Annotated in this window: 20 protein-coding genes, 1 tRNA gene and 1 riboswitch; of the genes, 3 read left to right on the forward strand and 18 right to left on the reverse strand. The window is 49.2% G+C overall.

Translation table 11 applies throughout. The annotated features are described in order from the left end of the window. Window positions 1-11 precede the first annotated feature (11 nt). From prfB to prfC, 3 genes are all read right to left on the reverse strand, one after another. Window positions 12-1,110 (reverse strand): peptide chain release factor 2 gene (gene prfB, locus G441_RS0106095; RefSeq protein WP_156896298.1). Its coding sequence is split into 2 segments (ribosomal slippage): window positions 12-1,034 and window positions 1,036-1,110, totalling 1,098 coding nucleotides; the frame shifts between segments, so codons are not numbered across the junction. A gap of 127 nt (window positions 1,111-1,237) precedes the next feature. Further along, window positions 1,238-2,974 (reverse strand): arginine--tRNA ligase, encoded by a 1,737-nt coding sequence (gene argS, locus G441_RS0106100; RefSeq protein ID WP_026375525.1) that lies wholly within the window; start codon window positions 2,972-2,974, stop codon window positions 1,238-1,240. Between the two features lie 14 nt (window positions 2,975-2,988). Next, complete coding sequence (prfC, locus tag G441_RS0106105) at window positions 2,989-4,569, reverse strand: peptide chain release factor 3 (protein WP_026375526.1); 1,581 nt, start codon at window positions 4,567-4,569, stop codon at window positions 2,989-2,991. A 204-nt stretch (window positions 4,570-4,773) separates the two neighbouring features. On the opposite strand from prfC, the gene G441_RS0106110 reads away from it, so the two are divergent. Continuing rightward, on the forward strand, window positions 4,774-5,010 hold the full coding sequence (locus G441_RS0106110; RefSeq protein ID WP_026375527.1) for a helix-turn-helix domain-containing protein: 237 nt from the start codon (window positions 4,774-4,776) through the stop codon (window positions 5,008-5,010). 9 nt (window positions 5,011-5,019) lie between these two features. Here the strand turns inward: G441_RS0106110 and rimI are convergent, their stop codons facing one another. The 9 genes from rimI to G441_RS0106155 all read right to left on the reverse strand — a co-directional run bounded on the left by rimI (window position 5,020) and on the right by G441_RS0106155 (window position 11,042). After that, window positions 5,020-5,478, reverse strand: coding sequence for a ribosomal protein S18-alanine N-acetyltransferase (gene rimI / locus G441_RS0106115; RefSeq protein ID WP_026375528.1), 459 nt, complete (start codon window positions 5,476-5,478; stop codon window positions 5,020-5,022). Next, a complete protein-coding gene (locus G441_RS0106120) occupies window positions 5,475-5,849 on the reverse strand; it encodes a DNA polymerase III subunit psi (protein WP_034474636.1) in 375 nt (124 codons plus the stop codon). The genes rimI and G441_RS0106120 overlap by 4 nt, the downstream gene beginning before the upstream one ends. 53 nt (window positions 5,850-5,902) lie before the next feature. Next, window positions 5,903-5,979, reverse strand: a tRNA-Trp gene (locus G441_RS0106125). Window positions 5,980-6,069: 90 nt separating this feature from the next. After that, window positions 6,070-6,849 (reverse strand): phosphotransferase, encoded by a 780-nt coding sequence (locus tag G441_RS0106130; protein ID WP_026375530.1) that lies wholly within the window; start codon window positions 6,847-6,849, stop codon window positions 6,070-6,072. Window positions 6,850-6,856: 7 nt separating this feature from the next. Beyond that, the gene (pnuC, locus tag G441_RS0106135; protein WP_034474637.1) at window positions 6,857-7,450 is read right to left on the reverse strand and encodes a nicotinamide riboside transporter PnuC; all 594 of its coding nucleotides are present in this window, start codon (window positions 7,448-7,450) and stop codon (window positions 6,857-6,859) included. An 11-nt stretch (window positions 7,451-7,461) separates the two neighbouring features. Further along, the gene (locus tag G441_RS0106140; RefSeq protein WP_026375532.1) at window positions 7,462-7,710 is read right to left on the reverse strand and encodes a YkoF family thiamine/hydroxymethylpyrimidine-binding protein; all 249 of its coding nucleotides are present in this window, start codon (window positions 7,708-7,710) and stop codon (window positions 7,462-7,464) included. Window positions 7,711-7,721: 11 nt separating this feature from the next. Further along, window positions 7,722-9,785, reverse strand: a complete 2,064-nt coding sequence (locus tag G441_RS0106145) for a TonB-dependent receptor (RefSeq protein ID WP_026375533.1) — start codon at window positions 9,783-9,785, stop codon at window positions 7,722-7,724. Between the two features lie 49 nt (window positions 9,786-9,834). Beyond that, window positions 9,835-9,944, reverse strand: a riboswitch (TPP riboswitch). A gap of 27 nt (window positions 9,945-9,971) precedes the next feature. Continuing rightward, a complete protein-coding gene (locus tag G441_RS0106150) occupies window positions 9,972-10,553 on the reverse strand; it encodes a hypothetical protein (RefSeq protein WP_026375534.1) in 582 nt (193 codons plus the stop codon). Between the two features lie 6 nt (window positions 10,554-10,559). Continuing rightward, window positions 10,560-11,042, reverse strand: a complete 483-nt coding sequence (locus G441_RS0106155; RefSeq protein WP_026375535.1) for an RNA polymerase sigma factor — start codon at window positions 11,040-11,042, stop codon at window positions 10,560-10,562. A 133-nt stretch (window positions 11,043-11,175) separates the two neighbouring features. On the opposite strand from G441_RS0106155, the gene G441_RS0106160 reads away from it, so the two are divergent. Continuing rightward, a complete protein-coding gene (locus G441_RS0106160) occupies window positions 11,176-12,867 on the forward strand; it encodes a tetratricopeptide repeat-containing sulfotransferase family protein (protein WP_026375536.1) in 1,692 nt (563 codons plus the stop codon). Between the two features lie 6 nt (window positions 12,868-12,873). Here G441_RS0106160 and G441_RS0106165 read toward each other — a convergent pair whose 3' ends face one another. Beyond that, complete coding sequence (locus G441_RS0106165; protein ID WP_026375537.1) at window positions 12,874-13,287, reverse strand: acyl-CoA thioesterase; 414 nt, start codon at window positions 13,285-13,287, stop codon at window positions 12,874-12,876. An 81-nt stretch (window positions 13,288-13,368) separates the two neighbouring features. Here G441_RS0106165 and G441_RS0106170 point away from each other — a divergent pair, with 81 nt between their 5' ends. Next, window positions 13,369-15,501, forward strand: coding sequence for a tRNA(Met) cytidine acetyltransferase TmcA domain-containing protein (locus G441_RS0106170; protein ID WP_026375538.1), 2,133 nt, complete (start codon window positions 13,369-13,371; stop codon window positions 15,499-15,501). Between the two features lie 26 nt (window positions 15,502-15,527). Here G441_RS0106170 and G441_RS0106175 read toward each other — a convergent pair whose 3' ends face one another. From G441_RS0106175 to G441_RS0106195, 5 genes are read right to left on the reverse strand one after another with little or no spacing between them, the layout of a single operon-like run. Beyond that, window positions 15,528-16,787 carry a hypothetical protein gene (locus tag G441_RS0106175; RefSeq protein ID WP_026375539.1) on the reverse strand — a complete coding sequence of 420 codons (1,260 nt, stop codon included), beginning with the start codon at window positions 16,785-16,787 and terminating at the stop codon, window positions 15,528-15,530. Then, window positions 16,787-17,401, reverse strand: coding sequence for an energy transducer TonB (locus G441_RS0106180; protein ID WP_026375540.1), 615 nt, complete (start codon window positions 17,399-17,401; stop codon window positions 16,787-16,789). Before G441_RS0106180 ends, G441_RS0106175 begins: the two co-directional genes overlap by 1 nt. A gap of 2 nt (window positions 17,402-17,403) precedes the next feature. After that, window positions 17,404-17,802, reverse strand: a complete 399-nt coding sequence (locus G441_RS0106185) for an ExbD/TolR family protein (RefSeq protein WP_026375541.1) — start codon at window positions 17,800-17,802, stop codon at window positions 17,404-17,406. A 12-nt stretch (window positions 17,803-17,814) separates the two neighbouring features. Further along, window positions 17,815-18,339: a MotA/TolQ/ExbB proton channel family protein gene (locus G441_RS0106190; protein WP_026375542.1), complete on the reverse strand. Its 525-nt coding sequence runs from the start codon at window positions 18,337-18,339 to the stop codon at window positions 17,815-17,817. 1 nt (window position 18,340) lies between these two features. Beyond that, window positions 18,341-19,699, reverse strand: coding sequence for a MotA/TolQ/ExbB proton channel family protein (locus G441_RS0106195; protein ID WP_026375543.1), 1,359 nt, complete (start codon window positions 19,697-19,699; stop codon window positions 18,341-18,343). Between the last annotated feature and the right edge of the window lie 3 nt (window positions 19,700-19,702).

Raw genomic sequence — 19,702 nt, forward strand, 5'->3', positions numbered from 1 at the left:
GCTTTAAAACGTTACAGGCCTGATTTCAGGCTGGCTTGAATAAATTTATCGAGATCGCCGTCCAGGACGGCCTGGGTATTTCGGGTTTCGACGCCGGTACGTAAATCTTTAATGCGGGAGTCATCCAGCACATAGCTTCGGATCTGACTGCCCCAGCCAATGTCCGATTTGTTATCTTCCATTGCCTGTTTTTCTTCGTTTTGTTTCTGCAGTTCAAATTCATACAGCTTGGCCTTCAACTGCTTCATGGCCTGATCTTTATTTTTGTGCTGTGAGCGGTCATTCTGACATTGCACTACGATCCCTGTGGGTTCGTGCGTAATACGCACTGCCGAATCGGTTCGGTTAACGTGCTGGCCACCGGCGCCGGACGCCCGATAGGTATCAATACGTAAATCAGACGGATCGATTTCAATCTCAATGTCGTCGTTAATTTCAGGATAAGCGAACGCCGATGCGAACGAAGTGTGTCGACGGTTACCTGAATCGAACGGTGACTTGCGAACCAGTCTGTGTACGCCTGTTTCCGTGCGCAACCAGCCGAAGGCATATTCGCCGGCAAAGCGGATGGTTGCACTTTTTATGCCCGCCACTTCGCCGTCAGACACTTCTATCAGCTCGGTTTTGAAACCATGTGCTTCACCCCAGCGCAGGTACATGCGCAGCAACATATTGGCCCAGTCCTGCGCTTCGGTTCCACCTGAGCCTGCCTGGATATCGAGATACGCATCATTTTCATCGTTTGGGCCTGAGAACATGCGCTGAAATTCGAGCTGCTCGAGCTTTTCAAGCAGGTCGTTTAACTCATTTTGCGCGTCGTCGAAGGTCTCCTGATCTTCTGCTTCAACCGCAAGCTCTAACAGGCCTTCGACGTCCTCGCTGCCCTGAGTCAGCTGGTCAATCGTCTCTACCACTTTTTCAAGCGCGACTTTTTCTTTACCAAGACTCTGTGCGCGCTCAGGCTCATTCCAGACGTCCGGGCTTTCCAGCTCGCGACTGACCTCTTCTAAACGTTCGCGTTTGGTATCATAGTCAAAGATACCCCCTAAGCAGCTCAGTGCGCTGCCTAACGTCTTGCAAAGCCTGTTGAACGGGGTTTATTTCAAACATAAATGCGTCAAAGTTGTATCAAAAAGAGGCCGGATTTTACCGGAAAAGCGGTGTTAATGACAGGCCCCGATAGCGCTGAAAAAGCGCACTTTACCATCCTGTCTGACGGCAAAGTGCAGCATGCTGTTTACATGTGTTCCATGGTCTCAATGCCGAGCAGGTCGAGACCGTGTTTCAAGGTATGGGCGGTTACCGTCGCCAGTGTCAGACGACTTTGCTTCACCGTCTCGTCAATACCGGCTTTGAGGATTGGGCAGGCTTCGTAAAACGACATGAAGGCACTGGCCAGGTCATACAGGTAACTGCATAACACGTGAGGTGTTGCATCGCGGGCAACAGAAAGCAAGGCGTCTTCGTACTGCACCAGCTTCATCGACAGTGCAATCTCAGCAGGCTGTTGCAGCGCGATCGACTCTGATTTGCTTGAACTGTGCTCTCCCGCTTTACGCAAGATGCTCTTTACGCGGGTATAGGCATACTGCAGATAAGGGGCTGTATTACCTTCAAAGCTCAGCATCGTATCCCAATCGAAGATATAGTCAGTGGTGCGGTTTTTACTTAAATCCGCGTATTTCACTGCACCGATACCGACCTTTTTGGCCACATCCGCGCGCTGCTCGTCTGACATCGCATTATCACGGGCGGCAAGCAGGGTCGTCGCGCGCTGCACTGCTTCATCCAGCAATTCAGCGAGCTTAATGGTTCCACCCGTGCGAGTTTTGAATGGCTTACCATCTTTACCCAGCATCATGCCAAACGGACTGTGTTCATAACTCTGGTCATCACGCATGAAGCCTGCCTTGCGCGCTACCAGTTCGGTCTGCTTAAAATGCAGTGCCTGTCTGGCATCGGTAAAGATCAGTGTGCGATCAGCACCCAGCGTACCACAGCGATGACGAATAGCAGCCAGATCCGTCGTAGAGTAAAGGTAGCCCCCGCCCGATTTTTGCACAATGTAAGCGGCAGGCTTGCCTTCTTTGTCGGCTAATTCCGGTAAAAACACCACCTGTGCACCCTGATCTTCAACGGCAAGTCCCTGCGATTTAAGCGCTTCAATGACATTGGCAAGGTCGTCGTTATAGGCGCTCTCACCCATAATATCTTTGCGGCGCAAGGTGACGTGGAGCTTTTCGTACACCTCTTCGCTATGAGCAATAGAGATATCGATAAATTGGTGCCATAGCTTCAGGCACTGTTCATCGCCACTTTGTAACTTCACCACGTAATCTCGCGCACGATCTGCAAACCCCTGCTCTCCATCAAATCTTACTTTCGCTTCGCGATAAAATTGTTCCAGATCGGATAGTGCGGTTTCCGCTACTTCCTGGGCGGCCAGTTTATCGCTCAGGTGCGCCAGCAACATACCAAACTGTGTGCCCCAGTCGCCCATATGGTTTTGCCGAACGACATTGTGACCCAGGAATTCAAGGGTTTTCACCACGGCATCACCAATGATGGTGCTGCGAAGATGCCCAACGTGCATTTCTTTGGCCAAATTTGGCGCTGAATAGTCAACCACGACGGTCTGTGCAGCTTGTGGATGTATTGCCAATCGTGGTGATGAAGCAATGTCCCGCACTGCGTTGCCTAACCACTCAGGGGATATATGAATATTGATGAAGCCCGGTCCGGCAATGTCGACTTTACTGGCAACATCATCAAGTTCCACCGCGTCGACAATTTGTGTGGCGATGTTGCGCGGGTTTTGTTTCAACATTTTCGCCAGTGCCATCGCACCATTAAACTGATAATCACCAAACTCGGGCTTGGTACTGCGGCTAATTGGCACCGGGGCGTTTTCGTCCGCACCAATTTTCTTCAGGGCTTCGGAAAAGCGGTCAAGCAACAATGCGTGCATGTTCATGATAGTGTTCGCTCTTAATGTTCGCGTGTCTTGGCAAATTGGATGTCAGGATAGCGTTCCTGGGCCAGAGAAAGATTAACCATTGTAGGCGCAATATAGGTCAGGTTATCCCCGCCATCCAGGGCCAGATTCTGTTCGGCTTTGCGTCTGAATTCATCCAGCTTTTTCGCGTCACTGCTATATACCCAGCGAGCGGTGCTGACATTGACTGACTCGTAAATGGCATCCACTTTGTATTCGGATTTCAGTCGTGCGACCACCACATCAAACTGCAGTACACCCACCGCACCGACGATGAGGTCATTGTTCGCCAGCGGTCTGAATACCTGCACGGCACCTTCTTCAGAAAGCTGAATCAAGCCTTTCAGCAGCTGCTTCTGTTTGAGTGGGTCTCTGAGTCGTATACGCTTAAATAATTCTGGTGCGAAATTGGGGATACCGGTAAAGCGAAAGTGTTCGCCCGACGTAAAGGTATCACCAATCTGGATACTGCCGTGATTGTGCAAGCCAATGATATCTCCGGCATAGGCTTCCTGAAGTAACGATCTGTCGCCGGCCAGAAACGTCAGTGCATCTGATATTCTGACGTCCTTACCGGTGCGCGTCTGATGCATCTTCATGCCTTTTTCATACTTCCCTGATACGATTCGGCAAAACGCGACACGGTCACGGTGCTTTGGATCCATATTGGCCTGTATCTTAAATACAAAACCACTAAACGATTCCTGACTGGCGTCTACCGGGTCTGCATCAGTATCTCTGCCTTGCGGTGCCGGTGCCCACTGCACCAGACCGTCTAGCATGTGATCGACACCGAAGTTACCCAGTGCAGTACCAAAATAGACGGGGGTCAGCTCACCGGCCAGGAAAAGTTCCTGATCAAATTCATTGGATGCACCCTGCACCAATTCCAGTTCTTCACGCAATTGTTCGGTCAGGCTACTGCCAATTGCCGTTTCCAGCTCGGGGTTATCAATCCCCTTGATGATGCGCACGTCCTGAATAGTGTGACCCTGACCAGACTGATAGAGGATAGTTTCATCACGATGCAGGTGATAAACCCCTTTGAACTCCTTCCCACATCCGATTGGCCAGGTCACCGGTGCACACAAAATATTCAGTTCTGTCTCCACCTCATCCAGCAGTTCCATTGGATCGCGGATATCACGGTCGAGCTTGTTCATAAAGGTGATGATTGGCGTATCACGCAGGCGAGTGACTTCCATCAGTTTGCGGGTCCTGTCCTCAACACCTTTCGCCGCGTCGATTACCATCAGACAAGAGTCGACCGCAGTTAACGTGCGGTACGTATCTTCGGAAAAGTCCTCGTGTCCGGGCGTGTCGAGCAGGTTGACCAGCTTATCAGCATAAGGAAATTGCATTACAGACGTGGTCACTGATATGCCACGCTCCTTCTCCATTTCCATCCAGTCGGATTTGGCGTGTTGATTTGACCCCCTGCCTTTCACCGTGCCAGCGGTCTGCAACGCCTTACCGAACAAAAGTACCTTTTCGGTGATCGTTGTTTTACCCGCATCCGGGTGCGAAATGATCGCAAATGTGCGTCTTTTACTAACTTCCTGCTGGTATGCCATGCTTAAGGTCTGTGTTGCGCTCAAAGAGTGGTCAAATTCAAGGGCGCGAATTGTACATGGATATGCACTGAATTTGAATGCCAGAACGGCATTTATGACGATGCGGAGGCGTCAGTGAGAGACTGCAGGTAATTGTCACCATTGTTTGCAATTTATCCACGGTAGCCTATATTTTTCGAACCATCGTCAAAAGGAAAATGAGTAATGTACATCAGCGGCGCCGATTTGCGTGATATGCGATTAGAAGCAGGTTTGACGACGGTAAAAATGGCCAGGCTCGCCGGCGTCAAAACACGCAAAACCTATGAAAATTGGGAAAAAAATATTGGTAGCCCGAGTATGAATCAGTTTATTGCGATGTGCATGGGCTGCAATGTCGATTCTGCCAGATTTGTCGACATGGCCATCAAACGTAATGGCGCGCAATCACACAGTAAATAGAAAAGTCATTTATGAAGCGTCATGCGCCAAAGATAGACACATCACAATGGCATCTTCGGCTTTATCGTTACGCTGATAGTACCCCTTCCTGATTTCCTGAACCTTAAAGCCTGCATGTTTGTAAAGCTCGATCGCAGCCACGTTTGAAGACCTGACCTCAAGCCAGACCTTGCTGGCGTTACGCAGTGTGCACTGGGTCAGAAAACTCTCCAATAAGGCACTACCTTTGCCCATACCACGCCACTCTGGCTTTACGGCGATATCCATCAATGTCAGTTCATCAAGGACCTGTAAACCAATAAAATAACCAAGCATGTTGTCGGCTTCATACAGTGCAAAGGCGAAATACTGACCGGTTAAACAGCTGCTAAACACTCCAGCAGACCAGGGAACGGGATGGCCGTCTCGATGAATTTGATAGGCCCGAGCCGCATTATCATCATTCAGTGCAACAAGCCTATTGCTCATAGCGTTTGCAGCAGCTTCCACAGCGATTTTTTCGCTTCAGCGTTGGTCAATGAATTCAGTGACGGCGTGACCAGCAGATTTTGTTGAACCGACATGTCGTCACCTTGCTGCCAAGTAAACTTGAGCGGTTCGTCGGCGCAAAATTGCACTTCAACGGCGTCCCACCCTATCGCCTGCAGCACATCCTTTAGCAAAGGATGGGGCTTCGCCGAGATATGAATATTGACACCTTCTTGTGGTGCCTCATTTTGCTGATGCTGCGGCTCTGTATGCTGAGTGTCGCCGTCCTGATGGCGTCGGATCCACGGCACAATACCCATTTCTGTCAGAATGGCTTTTTGGTATGAAGTAAGAGAGTTTGATCGCGACATGTCAGGAATGTATCACAGGATGAATGTTTTCCAACAACCTGGCGAAAGAAAAGTGGCAGGGGTGGAGGGACTCGAACCCCCAACCATCGGTTTTGGAGACCGCTGTTCTACCAATTCGAACTACACCCCTGCAGAGCAGGCAGCATTATACTGAAGCAAAGGTAAAGGTAAAGTGCTTTTCACTCTCCACAAACACGGCATCATTCGTCTATTCTGACCATCAGGCCCGGTGTGGTTCTGCCATCATCCATAATAAATACGTCAAGGATACACAAGGTTCAAGCAGCGCAATCTGATTACGCACATCGCTGACATCGTCGCCATGATATGCGGCATAGTGCTGGATAAACTGTTCTGCGCATTGACCATTCATTTGATTGATCAGGATGGTTGAGGCAAGGTCAAAATAGCGATTATTGACCCCTGCATATTCCCAGTCAAAAATGACGGTATGTGGGGGTCGGGTCAGGTGCCCAATCGATAGATCGTGATGACAAAGGGCTAAATGCTGCGTGGCATAACGTCGCATTTTAGCCTCAAATGCGTCAACCTGAACGCTGAGTTCTGCACGGCGAGCCTGAGGTACTTTATCCAGATAACGCCGCCATGCTCCGACAATATCGATCTGTGGCGCATCTAACTTCAGATTATGCAGCGTCGACGACACCTTTGCTAATTGCATTATGCCATCTTCATCTACAACGTCACTGGCGCTAAAAACAGGGTGGACGCACCAGTGTTCAACCCATATATCCTGAGTGTCGTCGTAATAAACGGGTTCAACTGCCAGGTCCCGTTTGGCAAGTTCTTTTTGCATGGCAAAAATGTCTGTGCGAGGCGTCTGTCCCACATCTTTATGCGGCAAAAACTTCACCATAAACGTCTGATCATTTTCTGTGACTTTATATGCATCGTTAACAATGCCAGCGGGGACAGCGTCAATCTTTGCGTGCTGTGAGAACATTGGCAGGCTGGCGATGTATTGTATTTGAGTTTGCATCCTTTCCTTAAGACTCCCTGATATCTTGTCGCCAGTGAATGAGACCATAAACGGAGAAGCCGATGTAGCACACGAACAGCATTGCGGTTAGATACAAACCGGTCTGTGCATAAAGCCACACGGCGGCACTGTTAATGACCAACCAGTATAGCCAATTTTCCCACACCCGGTGCGCAACCAGTACCGTCGTAAAGACACTGAAGACGGTAATCGCTGCATCCAGCATTATCCATTGCTCAGTAAAAAATGGCGCCGCCAGCGTGCCAACGAGCCACGCCGCACATGCCAACACGATAATCACCAAGCCATGTAGACGCCAGCTCAAACGACGAGTAAACGTCTCTTCGCTGTTCCGTCGCTGCCATTGCCAGAAGCCATATACGGCCATCACGACGTAATACACGTTTAAGGCACTTTGGAAAGGCAGTCCATACTGCCAGAACAGCATGGCAAAAATCGTCGAGCTGACAAATGCGCAAAGCCAACACAGCATGTTTTTGCGAGCAGCCAGCCAGACGTACATCAATGCCAGTATCACTGCCATCAGTTCTAATAGTGACTGACCGGCAAACTGCTGCCAGATTTGTTCAAACAGGTTCATATGCGTCAACGTCAGTCCATGCAGTCGCCATTAAGAAACTTACACACCAACACCGCCTGTCCTACCTCCTGATGGGTTGCCTGCATCTCTTTGCCAAGGATTTCCCATACATGCTGATATTCACCACTCACCGTTGTGCTTGTGCCAGTGGTAATAACATCGATAGTGTCGTATTGGTTTAAGCGATGGATAAAGTCCTTGATGGGCCCTATGTAGTTTTCAGCTAGAGGATACAGAGAGATTTCCGCTACGAGTTTCATGTTCACACCGTTTAAAACTGATACTGTAAAGAGACCCCAACCTGCCGGGGATCACCCAATTGGTAATAAGGTTCAGCAAACGCGTACTCGTCTCTGGGGTCGTTACTAAAACCACCGAAACCGCGGGTAAAGTACTCTTCATTAAATACATTTCTGACCCATATACGCCACTGCCATTCCTGCCAGTCAATGGCCACTGAACTGTGCACCAATACCGATGATGGCGCCTGTTCATCATGTCCATCAGAGAAGTAATAGTTGTCTTTGCCATCAATATTTACCGACCAGCTTAACCAATCTGTCAGAGCAAGATGAGAATAGGCTGAGATGGTATACCGTGGGGCCTGCGCCTGCTGACGCGCGTCAACACGGGTGCCATCGCCAAGATCATAAGCAGCGTTTTTGGCGTCAAGCCAGCCAGCGTTCACACCAAGTAGCCAGTTATCGTTAACCTGCCAGCTGAATTCGACTTCAACACCTTTATTGATGCCCACATCGGTATTGGTAATAAAGTCGATAAACGATGCACTGCCATCTTCGCGTTGCTGCACTGCAAAGCTGCTCACCTGACTATCATCCCTGTCCATATAAAACATCGCAACTCGCAGCCCGGCGTCGTGTGTCGGGAAACGCGCTTTTACACCCAGTTCATAGTTCCAGTTGTACTCCGCCTGAAAAAAGCGATCGTCATTCAGCAGTCGGTTGTCCTGATTAAAGCCACCCGCCTTATAGCCACGGGCAATAGTGGCATACCAGGTTCGCTGTACTTCAGTGTAAGAAAGTGACAGTTTGCCACCGACATATGTATCGTCGAAACGTGTATCAATACCTGCATTATCACTGAACGCCTGCTCAAAACGTTCAACGCGCACCCCCATTGCCAGGCGCAAATGCTCTGAAAGACGGGAGTCTGTATTCAAATATGCGGCGATACTGGTAGGCTCATAACGGTACTGATAGTCACCTTCAGCAAATGTGTACTGTCGCAGTAAATCTTCATCGATAGATTGATAATATAGTCCCAGCGTCCAGTCGGTAGCACCTGACAGCAGTGCCGACTTGTCATTCGACAAAAACCTCAGATCAAGGCTTTGTTGATCTCGGTCACGCAGATAAACATCCGTGGAGGTGTAACCAAACGGATGAAATCCCTCGTAAGTCCAGTCTTCATCATAACCGTATTCAAGCTCAGTTCGGCTGCCACCAGCAATCACTTCAAGGTCGATATTCTCTAGATTACTGACTGACTTTAGCGACACAGAACGGGTTTGCTGTCGATCGAATCCGGGTTCATCAGAGCGCGTGTTGCGGTCATTATCCAGTGAAAACGCATCATAACCGTTGTCACTGTCAAACAGTTGTAGATTGATATCCATTGTGTAGCGAGCATGGGGCTGATATCGGAGTTTGAGCCGCCCTGTCAGCTCATCAATACCATTGGTATCGTCGCGCTCGAGGAAGGTATTACGTATGAAGCCATCACTGCGCTGCTGATGCAATGCTGCTCTGAATGACCAGTTCTCACTGATACCATTGCCATAGGCAGCGCCAACATCATACGTATTGTATTGTGCCCAACCCGCTTCGAACCGTCCGGCTGCCGATGAGGTAGGCTCTGCGGTCTTCAGTTTTATGGCTCCGGCCATCGCGCCGGCACCGAACTCTGTGGCAACAGGACCGCGTAGTATTTCTATTTGCTCGGCATCAAACAAAGTGGCCATGCCCAGCGTGCCTGAAAAATCCAATTCATCGACGATAAACGCGACCGACGGATTAATTGGCTCAGCAAACTGGCTGCGTTCTCCAATTCCCCGAATTTGCACGAATCGTCCTCGCGATGCGCCCGTGCTGAAATTCAGGTTTGCGGCCAGATTTAGTATGTCCTGCAGATGCTGAGCATCCCGTTGCTCTATCTGTCCGGTAGAGATAACGCTGATACTGGAAGGTATGTCATCTATCGAGGCAGCGCGAAAATCTGACGTGACGACAACGCGTTCGATGGGTTCATTTTGCGCAATACTTACGCTTGACTGTGCAACCAGTGCGGCAGCGAATAGAGTCGTGGTGTACTTCATTATTGGATCTCTTCATAGACATAGAAAAGACCCGGTTTGCGGCTAGAAAATGGAAATAAATAACCATCCCTACGCCGGTATTATCCGGATCAGGTAAAGGGTTCTCATTGCCTGAGTCTCAGCCGCCATCGTTTTCGGGCAGCACCCCTTGGTGGGGATGGAGTGTAACAGGATGGCTATGACCTGTTAACACCTCTCTTCAAGTAAGTGTGCTAATGCGATAAGTTTGTCCCGCTGTGGGATCAGCTTCCATTCTGTTTCTTTTATCATCAGCCAGGTTAGACCGGCCAGTGCAGCAATAGCCAGGGCGTATACCCATAAAGGTTTGCCTGCTGCTGAAAAACCTGCCTGCCACAATGCGACGCTTACAAATGGCATGCCAAACCAAAGCCACGCGCGACGCTGTCTTGCTATCTGGTGTTCAAGGGTTTGGATAGCGACCTGTAAATCCTCTTTCACACTTTCTGTGCTGGTGTGTATCAGTGCATGCCTGCGTTTTCTGTCAAACAACATATACAACGCAAGTAACACAAACAGGGCAGCGGGGACGAATTGATACCATTGCTTATTGGCCACCCCGTCGATAACAGCAAAGCCACCAAGTGCCAGCATACATCCAATATAGCCGAGCTCCATGCAAGTGGTGGTGCGCAGCGCTCTGCGTTGCTGTCTGGCGACTTGTCTGTCTAATTCGGCGGTATCAAAGTCAAATGAAGCACCGGTGTCCTGCTGATCCCATGCCTGTTGTAACTGATTAAAATCCATCATTGTCTCCTACGTGCTTTGTGCCAGACGTTTCTTGATACGATTCAGTCTTACGCCAACCGCATTTGCCGTCATGCCCAAAATGTTCGCCAGTTGGGCGTAGTCAAAACCATCCAACGTGAGCAGCAATATTGAGCGATCGACTTCGTTAAGTGTGTGCAACTGTGCATATAACCAATCAAGCTTGTCGTTGCCTGAGGATGGCGCAGATAACTCAACCGGATCGACATTGTCGTCAGCCACACCGTGCTTTTGATGCTGCTTACTCCAATTCATGGCAGTAAATAGCGCGACCTTATACATCCAGGTTGACACCTTTGACTGTCCTTTAAAGCTCGCCATTGAACGCCATATCTGGGCAGCGATGTCCTGATACAAATCGTCCTGATCCGCCCGTGTGCTCGTATAGGCGCGAATGACTTTATAAATCAGCCCCTGATGAGATGACATCCACTGTTCAAATTGCTGCTGACATTGTGCAGTTAAAGGCAATGTGGCGTAGCTCCTGCTTCTTTGTCGTAAACGGTTATGTACTATTGGTGAGGAAAAGTGAGCATTTCTTACATCGCCCCACACATTTTTTTAGTTTACGGTACAATGCGCCAATTTACTTACTGCTAACGTCATGACGCGTATAGAAAATCTGCTAGAGAACGCAGTTGATGCTATGCAGCGAAAAGATCTGTCAAACGCTGTAGCATTATTTAAACAAGTACTGAACCAGCAGCCTGATAATCCCGCAGCTTTGTCTCTGTATGGCCATTGCATTCGTGGTCGGGCGCCCCAGGAGGCGCTGGCATGCATGCAAAAAGCCGTCACCCTTGAGCCTGAACACCCTCAATGGACGCTTAACTATGCTAAAGCCCTGCTGGACAATCAGCAGCCTGGTAATGCCCTGCCGCTTTTACAGAAAGCACGACAGATGCTGGGCGATCACCCGGTTGTGCTAAGCAGCCTGATTGATGCGCTGCTTATGTTAGGCAATCCGGCGGAGGCGTTACCTCTGGCACATAGTCTTGTAAAACATAGTCCCTCTGCCAGGCATCGCCGCACACTGGCGCGCCTGCAGATTGAAATGGGCCAGTTACAAGACGCAGCGTCTGTTATTCATAGTGACGTACACAAACAACACTGGAATGACGATGACATGCTGCTGCAATTCGATATTGCCATGCAGCAGCAAGACTATGCACAGGCCATGACCCTGTTAGACACTATGTCAGTACCGGTAAATGCTTCAGCGCTGCTGACCCGCCATAAAATCAACCTGCATTTGATAATGGGCGAGAAAGACCAGGCTGTGAAAATGCTGACATCGCTACCAGATGAGCTGGTAAATGATCCTGAATTAATGGCACTGGGTTTACGACTGGGTGTTGATGTCGATAAAGCGGCTGCACGTAAAAGCGCAGAAGACGCGCAGTGCTACTCGTTACCGCAGCGGCGTCACCTGGCTTACGCACTGGCGTACGCTTATGATATTGAGGGCGACTATCCACAGGCTTGGCAATCGTGTCAACTGGCCAATTCGCTCTATCACAATCCGCCTTCATACCGACCCGAGCGCTATACGCAATGGTTAAACGGAGCGCTCAGGCTTTATCATGAAACCGTAGATATTGAACGCCCCGATAGTGGCTTTTCGCCGGTGTATGTTATTGGCGCGCCACGCACGGGATCGACCCTTATTCAAAGTGTGCTGTGCGCACATCCGGACGTGTTTTCGCTGGAAGAAAGAGGCGCGCTGTTACCGCATTTATTGCCACTGGCTGAAGGACAGAATCAATCAACAGCGGTGGCAGATCTGCTTGCCCAGTTGAAACTGGCAGACCTTAATGGGCTGCGAAACCACATAGAAAAGGGGCATCGTATCCTTGTTGATAAGACGCCCCATCACATAGTGGTGGCCGGTCTGCTGGCACGTATTTATCCAAACGCCCTGTTTATCAATGTGTCACGTTCGCTGCCTGATACCGCCCTATCGATATTGATGCAGGACTTTAATCCGCAATTTGACTACGCAAGACGATATGATGATGCGCTACATTACCTTTCCTGGCATCAAGATGCCGTTGAACAGTGGCGGCATGCGGGCGTAAACATCATCGATATTGAGTATGAGCGCTTCGTGCAGTCACCGCAGGCGATCGAACCCATTTTTGCGGCATTATCGTTACGCTTTGAGCCTGACTTCCTTGATAAAGACAGGCGTGACAGTGCAGCAAAGAATTTCAGCATGCTGTCTAGCCGGCAAAAAATTAATACCGGCTCAATCGGTAAATACCAGCACTACAAAACGCTGATCGCAAACGACTAGTCGACGTTAAAGCATGTTAAGTGTCTTTAGCTCTTCTTTGGTTTGTGCTTCCAGCGAGTCTTTTGTTTTGCCATGTGCAACAGGCTCCCGCGTCTGTGGATCAACTTTGACGAATACGATATCGTCGGCAAGACAGATAGTTCGCTTGGTGGCCTTATTTCGGACCAGACAGGTCACGGTGATAGACGTTCTTCCTACCGCCTTGGTAGCGAGTCCGAACTCAACTACATCACCCTGCAATGCTGGAGCTTCAAAGCTGATTTCACCAATATGTTTGGTCACCAGGCAATTGCTCTCTAATTGGCAGATTGCATATATCGCTGCCTCTTCATCGATCCATTCCAGTGCGCGGCCACCGAAAAGTGAGCCTGCATAATTGAGATCTTCTGGCATAACCAGTCGGCGAGAAAGAAAGCGCATCAGTATTACCCGGTTTATCTTCGGTCAGTTGTTAAGTATAACAGTGTACACAAAGAGTCAGTAAATAAGCTAACGACAAACATGACATCCCACACCAGCGAATTGACACAGTGGTTGCAGCGCCGGAGCCAGCACCAGGGGCATCGGCAGCTACTGTTAATTGCGGGTGACAGGAAATGGGTGGCTGAGCATGCTGATTGCGTGCGAAGTTTCCTCAAACAGAGTCAGACCTCACGCCACATTCTGGTCAGTGAGGATGCGGCTCACTCAGACACGGTGTCGCAACGTCAATATAGCGATTATCTGGGTCAGGAATGTGACTGCGTTATTGTTGATGCCTTTGATGAAATCAAGCCTAATGCACTACTTGGCTATGCCGGCTTAGTCAGACACGGTGGCCTTTTCGTATTACTGGTGCCCGCATTGGAAGAGTGGCCGTTGCAGCATCGTCACCTGTCTCTTAGTTTCGGTGTACAGGCTAAACCGCGAAGCGAGTTTGTCACATGGGTATGGCGTAATATAGCGCAACACGATATGACAGCCTTTATCACTCGCGATACCTGTCGTCTTCCTCTACCTGGCGCACCTGACATACCCAAGCCTGCTGATGCGCCATTTAGAACAAATGAGCAGAAAGAAGCGGTACGACAGCTTAGTGCTCATATACAACGTTATAAACAGGCGGTCGGCGTGTTACTGGCAGAGCGAGGCCGCGGAAAATCATACGCACTGGGGTTGGTTGCGGAGCAGCTTCTGCAATGTTTTAAGGTGGTAATAACAGCACCGTCCCGGCAGTCGGTGCAGGCGCTGTTTGACGCGCTTGTCAGCCAGGGTGTCAATTCAAACCGACTGACCAACCGCGTAGACTGCGGAGAACATCATCTTCGTTTTGTCGCTCCTGATGCATTACTAGAGCATTGTGAACAGCAAACCACATCGAGAGTGAACGACACGATTTTATTGGTCGATGAAGCTGCAGCGCTCACACAACAGCAGCTTAAAACCTTCAGCAAGCGCTTTTGCCGAGTCATTTTTAGTACCACCACCGTTGGTTATGAAGGCAGTGGCAGAGGCTTTGTGCTTAAATTTCTGGCTTTTCTTGAACAACAGACAACACATATAAAAACGCTACAGCTGTCACAGCCGATCCGTTGGTATATTGACGACCCAGTTGAGACCCTGCTGTCACGCATCTTCCTGCAGAACGCGCCCGAGCATTCATGTCTTGATAACATCATTGTTGATGGTACACGTACCGTCACGCCCTCGGAGTTGATACAACACCCTACTCTGCTACAACAGTGCTTTGGCTTGCTTATCAACGCGCACTACCAAACATCTCCGGACGATCTGCTAAGAATTTTAGATGCACCCGACCATACTCTGTTCGTGACAATAAAGGGTCGTCTGGTGTGTGGTGTCATGCTGTGTGTCACAGAAGGAAATGAACAACTGGCGAATATTGCGTCAGATGTTGCTTCAGGGAAACGACGAGCACGTGGACACCTGAGTCTGCAAATGATGGCGAGTGAACTTGCACGCGTTGACGTAGCAACAAAAAGCGTTCTCAGAGTCGTGCGCATTGCTGTCAATGAGCAGTACCGTCGCCAAGGATTCGCGACAGATCTATTGTCTTATGCAGGAGATTTCTGTCGTGCACATGACCTGGACATGATAACCAGTTCATTTGGCATTACGACGTCTTTACTAAACTTTTGGACGAACAATGATTTCGTTCCGCTTCGTCTTGGGCTCAAGCGAGACAACGCAAGTGGTGAGCATAATCTTTTGATAGCCAAAGCAATAAATGACAATACACAAGACATCATCTGTAAGATGCAGGCAAATGGATATCAGAGTCTGATTTACTACAGCTCAACGTCTCTACGACACATTGACGGATCGCTTCTTCTGGCTCTTATGCGCAACATGAAATCAAACGCTGTTCTTGAGGATAACGTAATCGGTAAATTACGTGATGCAATACATGGCTATCGGCCTGTGCACAACATAAAAGTAGATTTAGCCAATTATCTATTAGATTGTTCTGCGTCAGTGAAGAGTATTGAGGAGAGTGACGCATTACTATTGGCTCGCTTTTCACTACAGCAATGGTCTGACACAGAATTGGTGAGTCGCTATCAATTCACCGGTAAGAAGCAGTTAGCAGAAAAGATTCGTCAGTCTATAAAAAGTCTGCTTGTGGACCAATAAAAAAGGCTCCCTCAGGAGCCTTTTGTTTAGATGGTAATGCCTCGGTTCTTGGCCTTCTCTTTAATGTAAGGCTCCCAGGCATTGGCACTCTGCCGGGTTGAACGATCTTTTCTCGCTTCACGTACGTGTACGTAGGCGTTGCGGAAATCACCGTCATAGAAATAAGCTTCCATCAACGCAATGTGAACACGACCTTCGTCTTCCACACCACGCTCCAGCGCCTTCTTCAACGCTTCCTGAGCACCATCATAGTCTTCAGCGGCAAGTAATAGCACGCCTTGCTTGCGATAGTGTTCTGGGTCAGAGCTTACCTTCGCGGCTTCGCCATAGTACATGGCTGCTTTTTTATGATCTCGGGCCTGATGTAGCGTGTTCGCTAGTGCAGCTAAGCTCGCCTCATCACGCTTAATCAACCCTTCCTTCATGTACTTTTCCTGAATCATTGCTGATTTATGCGGAATTTCCATAGTGGCGTAGAGCTGAGCAAGTGCCTTAATTTCAGATTCCTTGGTCAAATAGCCATTATTGTACGAGATTTCAAACGTCGATAAGGCTTTCGCAAAATCTTCAACCAGCATGTAGAAGAAGCCTAACTGAGTCCACCACTGCTTGTTATCCGGAAATAACTTAACAAGTGTCTCGGCAACGTCAACCGTCTGGGGATACATCTTGCGCTCATAGTACGATGTAAGCTTTAACACATAAGGGTTCTTATTAGGCTCCTCATAAAGTGCGATAGCTTTGTCCGCTGGCTCAACCATCTTGTCCAACTGACCTGTTTCGTAATATGCCTGCGTGATACGTGTGTAAACATCAGGGTCAGATTTACACGTGTAAGTCATCCATTGGTCATACCATTTAATGGCTTCCGTGTACTTCTTCTCCTGCATGCTCAGATCACCAAGCAATCTTAGCGTGGACGCCTGGTCAGTATCATTTAAGAGATTCTCTGACACCGCAGAAGTGAGGTAATTGAACGCCTCTTCACCACGGCCGTCCATTGACGCCAATATATTACCCAAGAAACGGTCAACGAACGCTTTGTCGTATCCACCCTTAGGGTTAATGTCCTTAAGAATTTCTACTGACTCTGCAATCTGATCATTGTTATAGGCTTCGAATGCTGTCTGAACCTTTCGACCAACACGCTCACCAACGATTTGCGTTTTGCCCTTCTCGTAGCCGGGACAGACCACAGCTGCAGACTGAGCAAACGCCTGGTAAGGCAGTAAAGTAGCCGCAGATAATGTCGCCGCAGCAACGACTTTTTTTACGATTCTACTCATTATCCTTGGTCCAATTTAAAATCAAGTTGAACGGTCATACCGGGTTGTTTCTGAGGCTTCCCATCAACAATTTTCGGCTTGTACTTCCACTTACGCAGTGCGCGCTTCGCTTCACGGTCGAAAATACGTTTGGGGTCAGCATCAATAACTTCAACATCATCTACACCACCCGCTTCATTGATAGTGAACGACAGGCGCACCCATCCTTCCTTACCATCACGAGCAGCTTCGATTGGGTAGCGGGGTTCAATACGAACGATGGGTGTAGCGTCACCATCGCGTTGCATCGCGCCTACCGCACCAATATCAACGCCTACGCCACCAACATCGACGGCAGGCATGTTAAAGTTTACACCGCCTGCATCAGGTTCAGCAGTTTCTGGTTCAGAAGGCTGCATTTTAGGTGGCTGCTGTGGTGGTGGTGGTGGTGGTGGTGGAACACGTGTACGTGTCTGCGTCGAGTCTTCCGGTTCCGCCATGACGATATCAATAACGGGTGTCGGTGGTACTTCGTCTGCAGGACGGTTTGAATTGGAGATGAGCTTCGCCATCACCACGAACAAACCGAATGCAATAGCAGCGCCAACGAGTATAGATATGATAAAACGCACCATAATTAACTCCTTACCGCGACAGAAATGCGGTCGATGCCGGCTGCTTTAACCTGGTCCATCACCTCAACCACTATTCCGTGCTTAGACTTGGTGTCTGCCTGAATAATCACGTAATCAGTAGGCTGCTCTGCCATAAGGCGCTCAAGATTTGCCCTGACGCTGTCTACTTTGATTTCGCGCTTATCCATCCAGATGCTGCCGTCTTCAGTAATCGCCACAAAGATGTTCGCGTTTTTGTGCATAACCGCCATGGTACCGTCAGGCTTGTTAACCTGAATACCGGCTTCTTTTACAAAAACGGTCGTTACAATAAAGAAGATCAACATGATGAACACGATGTCCAGCATCGGTGTCATATCGATAGTGGCGTCTTCACCTTCTTCTCTGTTTTTACGAGCCATACTTTACTCTCTCTAGTGGTGAGGCAGGCTATCAACCAGCTTTTCTTTAGCAATTTTCACCTTGGCTTCAAGGCGAGAACTAAAGAATACCCCTGAAAGGGCTGCAACCATTCCCGCCATTGTCGGGATCGTTGCCATAGATATACCAGCAGCCATTAATCGGGCATTACCAGTGCCTTGTGTTGCCATGGTTTCAAACACTGAAATCATACCAGTGACCGTACCAAGCAAGCCGATTAGTGGACACATGGCGACCAAGGTTTTAATCAGCAACATACGTGCTGACAGGCCAACTGAGGCCTCTGAAATCCATGCGTCACGGATCCTATGCGCGTACCATGAAGTGGTATCTTTGCGGGCGTCCCAGTCGTCCACAATTTTCTTGCGGATTTTTGGAAACACCGACGTCAGATACCAGTAGCGCTCTATCATCAAGACCCACATGAAGAAGAGCGCGGCAGCGACGACATACAAGACGTCGCCACCGGTAGCGATAAAGTCCCTGACAGATTCCCAAAGTTCTATCAGGTATAGCATATTAAGCCTTCTCCGTCTCAGCGTGTGACGCGATGATACCAGCAGTCTGCTCGTCCAGAATATGGACAATAGACTTGCTGCGCGACGCCACGATGCTGTGCATCAGAATCAACGGTAGTGCTGCGATAATACCTTGTGCAGTCGTTACCAGTGCCATTGAAATACTACCTGCCATCAGACGAGGGTCACCCGTACCGAACAGGGTAATTTGCTGGAACGTCATGATCATACCCAGTACCGTACCCAACAGACCAAGCAGTGGGGCGATAGCTGCGAAAATCTTAATGATGTTGATACCCGCTTCAATGCGCGGCAATTCGCGCAGAATAGCTTCATCAAGTTTCAATTCGAGGTTTTCAGCATCTGCGCCTTTGTTCTCATGATAGACCTTAAGAATACGACCCAGAGGGTTGCTGTCTGAAGGGTTGCCAGTATTGTTCAGCTGGCTACGGATTTTACCGCTTACCAGAGTCAGCGTGAGTAGTTTATAGAAACCAATCAACAGACCAATCGCGAGCATTCCGGTGATGGTATAACCCACATAACCACCTGCGTGATAACGCTCAGCCATTGTCGCTTTTTGCTTCAACAGACCAAGGATGGCGCCACGAGAAGGGTCTACATAGAACGGCACTACTCCTGAGTTCGCTCCACGCAAATCGCCAGCAGAGGCGACAAAGTGTGAATCAGGCTGACGACCCAGAGGCTGGATCTGTTCGTTCTGATCATCGTAAATGAGGTAACCTTGTTCACCTACCAGGTTGAACGTACCAACACGGACAACGTCCTGCATTGCAGTACCGCCAGTTAGGTCAATAACTTCAGCCTGGAAGCGAGAAATACGACCTGATTCGGTCATTTCTGTCTGCAATGCAAACCACAGATCTTCAAGCTCAGAAATGCTTGGCAGACCTTTAGATTCTTCAGACATACGCTGCAGGAATTCACCACGCCCTGGGAACTCTGCACTGACGATAGACGTAGAGATACGTCCGTATGCTTCAGCAGAGGCCTGACGAACCACACCGAACATTTCACCTAGCGTACCGGTTGCCTGCTGCAGTTCTGCTTCTTTTTCAGCCAGCTTCACTTCGTTGTCTGAGAACGCTTTAGCCAGACGGTCACCGCGGTCTTGCTCAGCTTTCAAGTCAGCTTGTGCTTTACGCAGAAGCGCTTGTTTGTCTGCGCGAGCAGATGTGAATTCCGCTTCACGCTGTTGATTGATACGAGCTTCAGAAACGCGGTTATTCTTAACCTGGTCCAGAAGTTCTTGCAGGCTGGAAGCCTGTTGTGCATTCGCAGCAGTCGCCAGAATAGACAATGAAGCTGCGGTCAATACTGTTTTTAGCATATTTTTCATTGA

Origin of the sequence: Aestuariibacter salexigens DSM 15300, from assembly GCF_000429145.1 — a bacterium.
In the GTDB taxonomy this organism is placed as follows: domain Bacteria; phylum Pseudomonadota; class Gammaproteobacteria; order Enterobacterales; family Alteromonadaceae; genus Aestuariibacter; species Aestuariibacter salexigens.

Excerpts from the sequence above, each read along its gene's own strand:
- G441_RS0106145 (WP_026375533.1), bottom strand. The coding sequence starts at position 9,785 with ATGAAGTACACCACGACTCTATTCGCTGCCGCACTGGTTGCACAGTCA.
- G441_RS0106190 (WP_026375542.1), bottom strand. The coding sequence starts at position 18,339 with ATGCTATACCTGATAGAACTTTGGGAATCTGTCAGGGACTTTATCGCT.
- G441_RS0106170 (WP_026375538.1), top strand. The coding sequence starts at position 13,369 with ATGACATCCCACACCAGCGAATTGACACAGTGGTTGCAGCGCCGGAGC.
- argS (WP_026375525.1), bottom strand. The coding sequence starts at position 2,974 with ATGAACATGCACGCATTGTTGCTTGACCGCTTTTCCGAAGCCCTGAAG.
- G441_RS0106185 (WP_026375541.1), bottom strand. The coding sequence starts at position 17,802 with ATGGCTCGTAAAAACAGAGAAGAAGGTGAAGACGCCACTATCGATATG.
- prfC (WP_026375526.1), bottom strand. The coding sequence starts at position 4,569 with ATGGCATACCAGCAGGAAGTTAGTAAAAGACGCACATTTGCGATCATT.
- G441_RS0106130 (WP_026375530.1), bottom strand. The coding sequence starts at position 6,849 with ATGCAAACTCAAATACAATACATCGCCAGCCTGCCAATGTTCTCACAG.
- G441_RS0106175 (WP_026375539.1), bottom strand. The coding sequence starts at position 16,787 with ATGAGTAGAATCGTAAAAAAAGTCGTTGCTGCGGCGACATTATCTGCG.
- G441_RS0106180 (WP_026375540.1), bottom strand. The coding sequence starts at position 17,401 with ATGGTGCGTTTTATCATATCTATACTCGTTGGCGCTGCTATTGCATTC.
- G441_RS0106110 (WP_026375527.1), top strand. The coding sequence starts at position 4,774 with ATGTACATCAGCGGCGCCGATTTGCGTGATATGCGATTAGAAGCAGGT.
- G441_RS0106140 (WP_026375532.1), bottom strand. The coding sequence starts at position 7,710 with ATGAAACTCGTAGCGGAAATCTCTCTGTATCCTCTAGCTGAAAACTAC.
- G441_RS0106120 (WP_034474636.1), bottom strand. The coding sequence starts at position 5,849 with ATGTCGCGATCAAACTCTCTTACTTCATACCAAAAAGCCATTCTGACA.
- G441_RS0106195 (WP_026375543.1), bottom strand. The coding sequence starts at position 19,699 with ATGAAAAATATGCTAAAAACAGTATTGACCGCAGCTTCATTGTCTATT.
- pnuC (WP_034474637.1), bottom strand. The coding sequence starts at position 7,450 with ATGAACCTGTTTGAACAAATCTGGCAGCAGTTTGCCGGTCAGTCACTA.
- G441_RS0106165 (WP_026375537.1), bottom strand. The coding sequence starts at position 13,287 with ATGCGCTTTCTTTCTCGCCGACTGGTTATGCCAGAAGATCTCAATTAT.
- G441_RS0106160 (WP_026375536.1), top strand. The coding sequence starts at position 11,176 with ATGACGCGTATAGAAAATCTGCTAGAGAACGCAGTTGATGCTATGCAG.
- G441_RS0106150 (WP_026375534.1), bottom strand. The coding sequence starts at position 10,553 with ATGATGGATTTTAATCAGTTACAACAGGCATGGGATCAGCAGGACACC.
- rimI (WP_026375528.1), bottom strand. The coding sequence starts at position 5,478 with ATGAGCAATAGGCTTGTTGCACTGAATGATGATAATGCGGCTCGGGCC.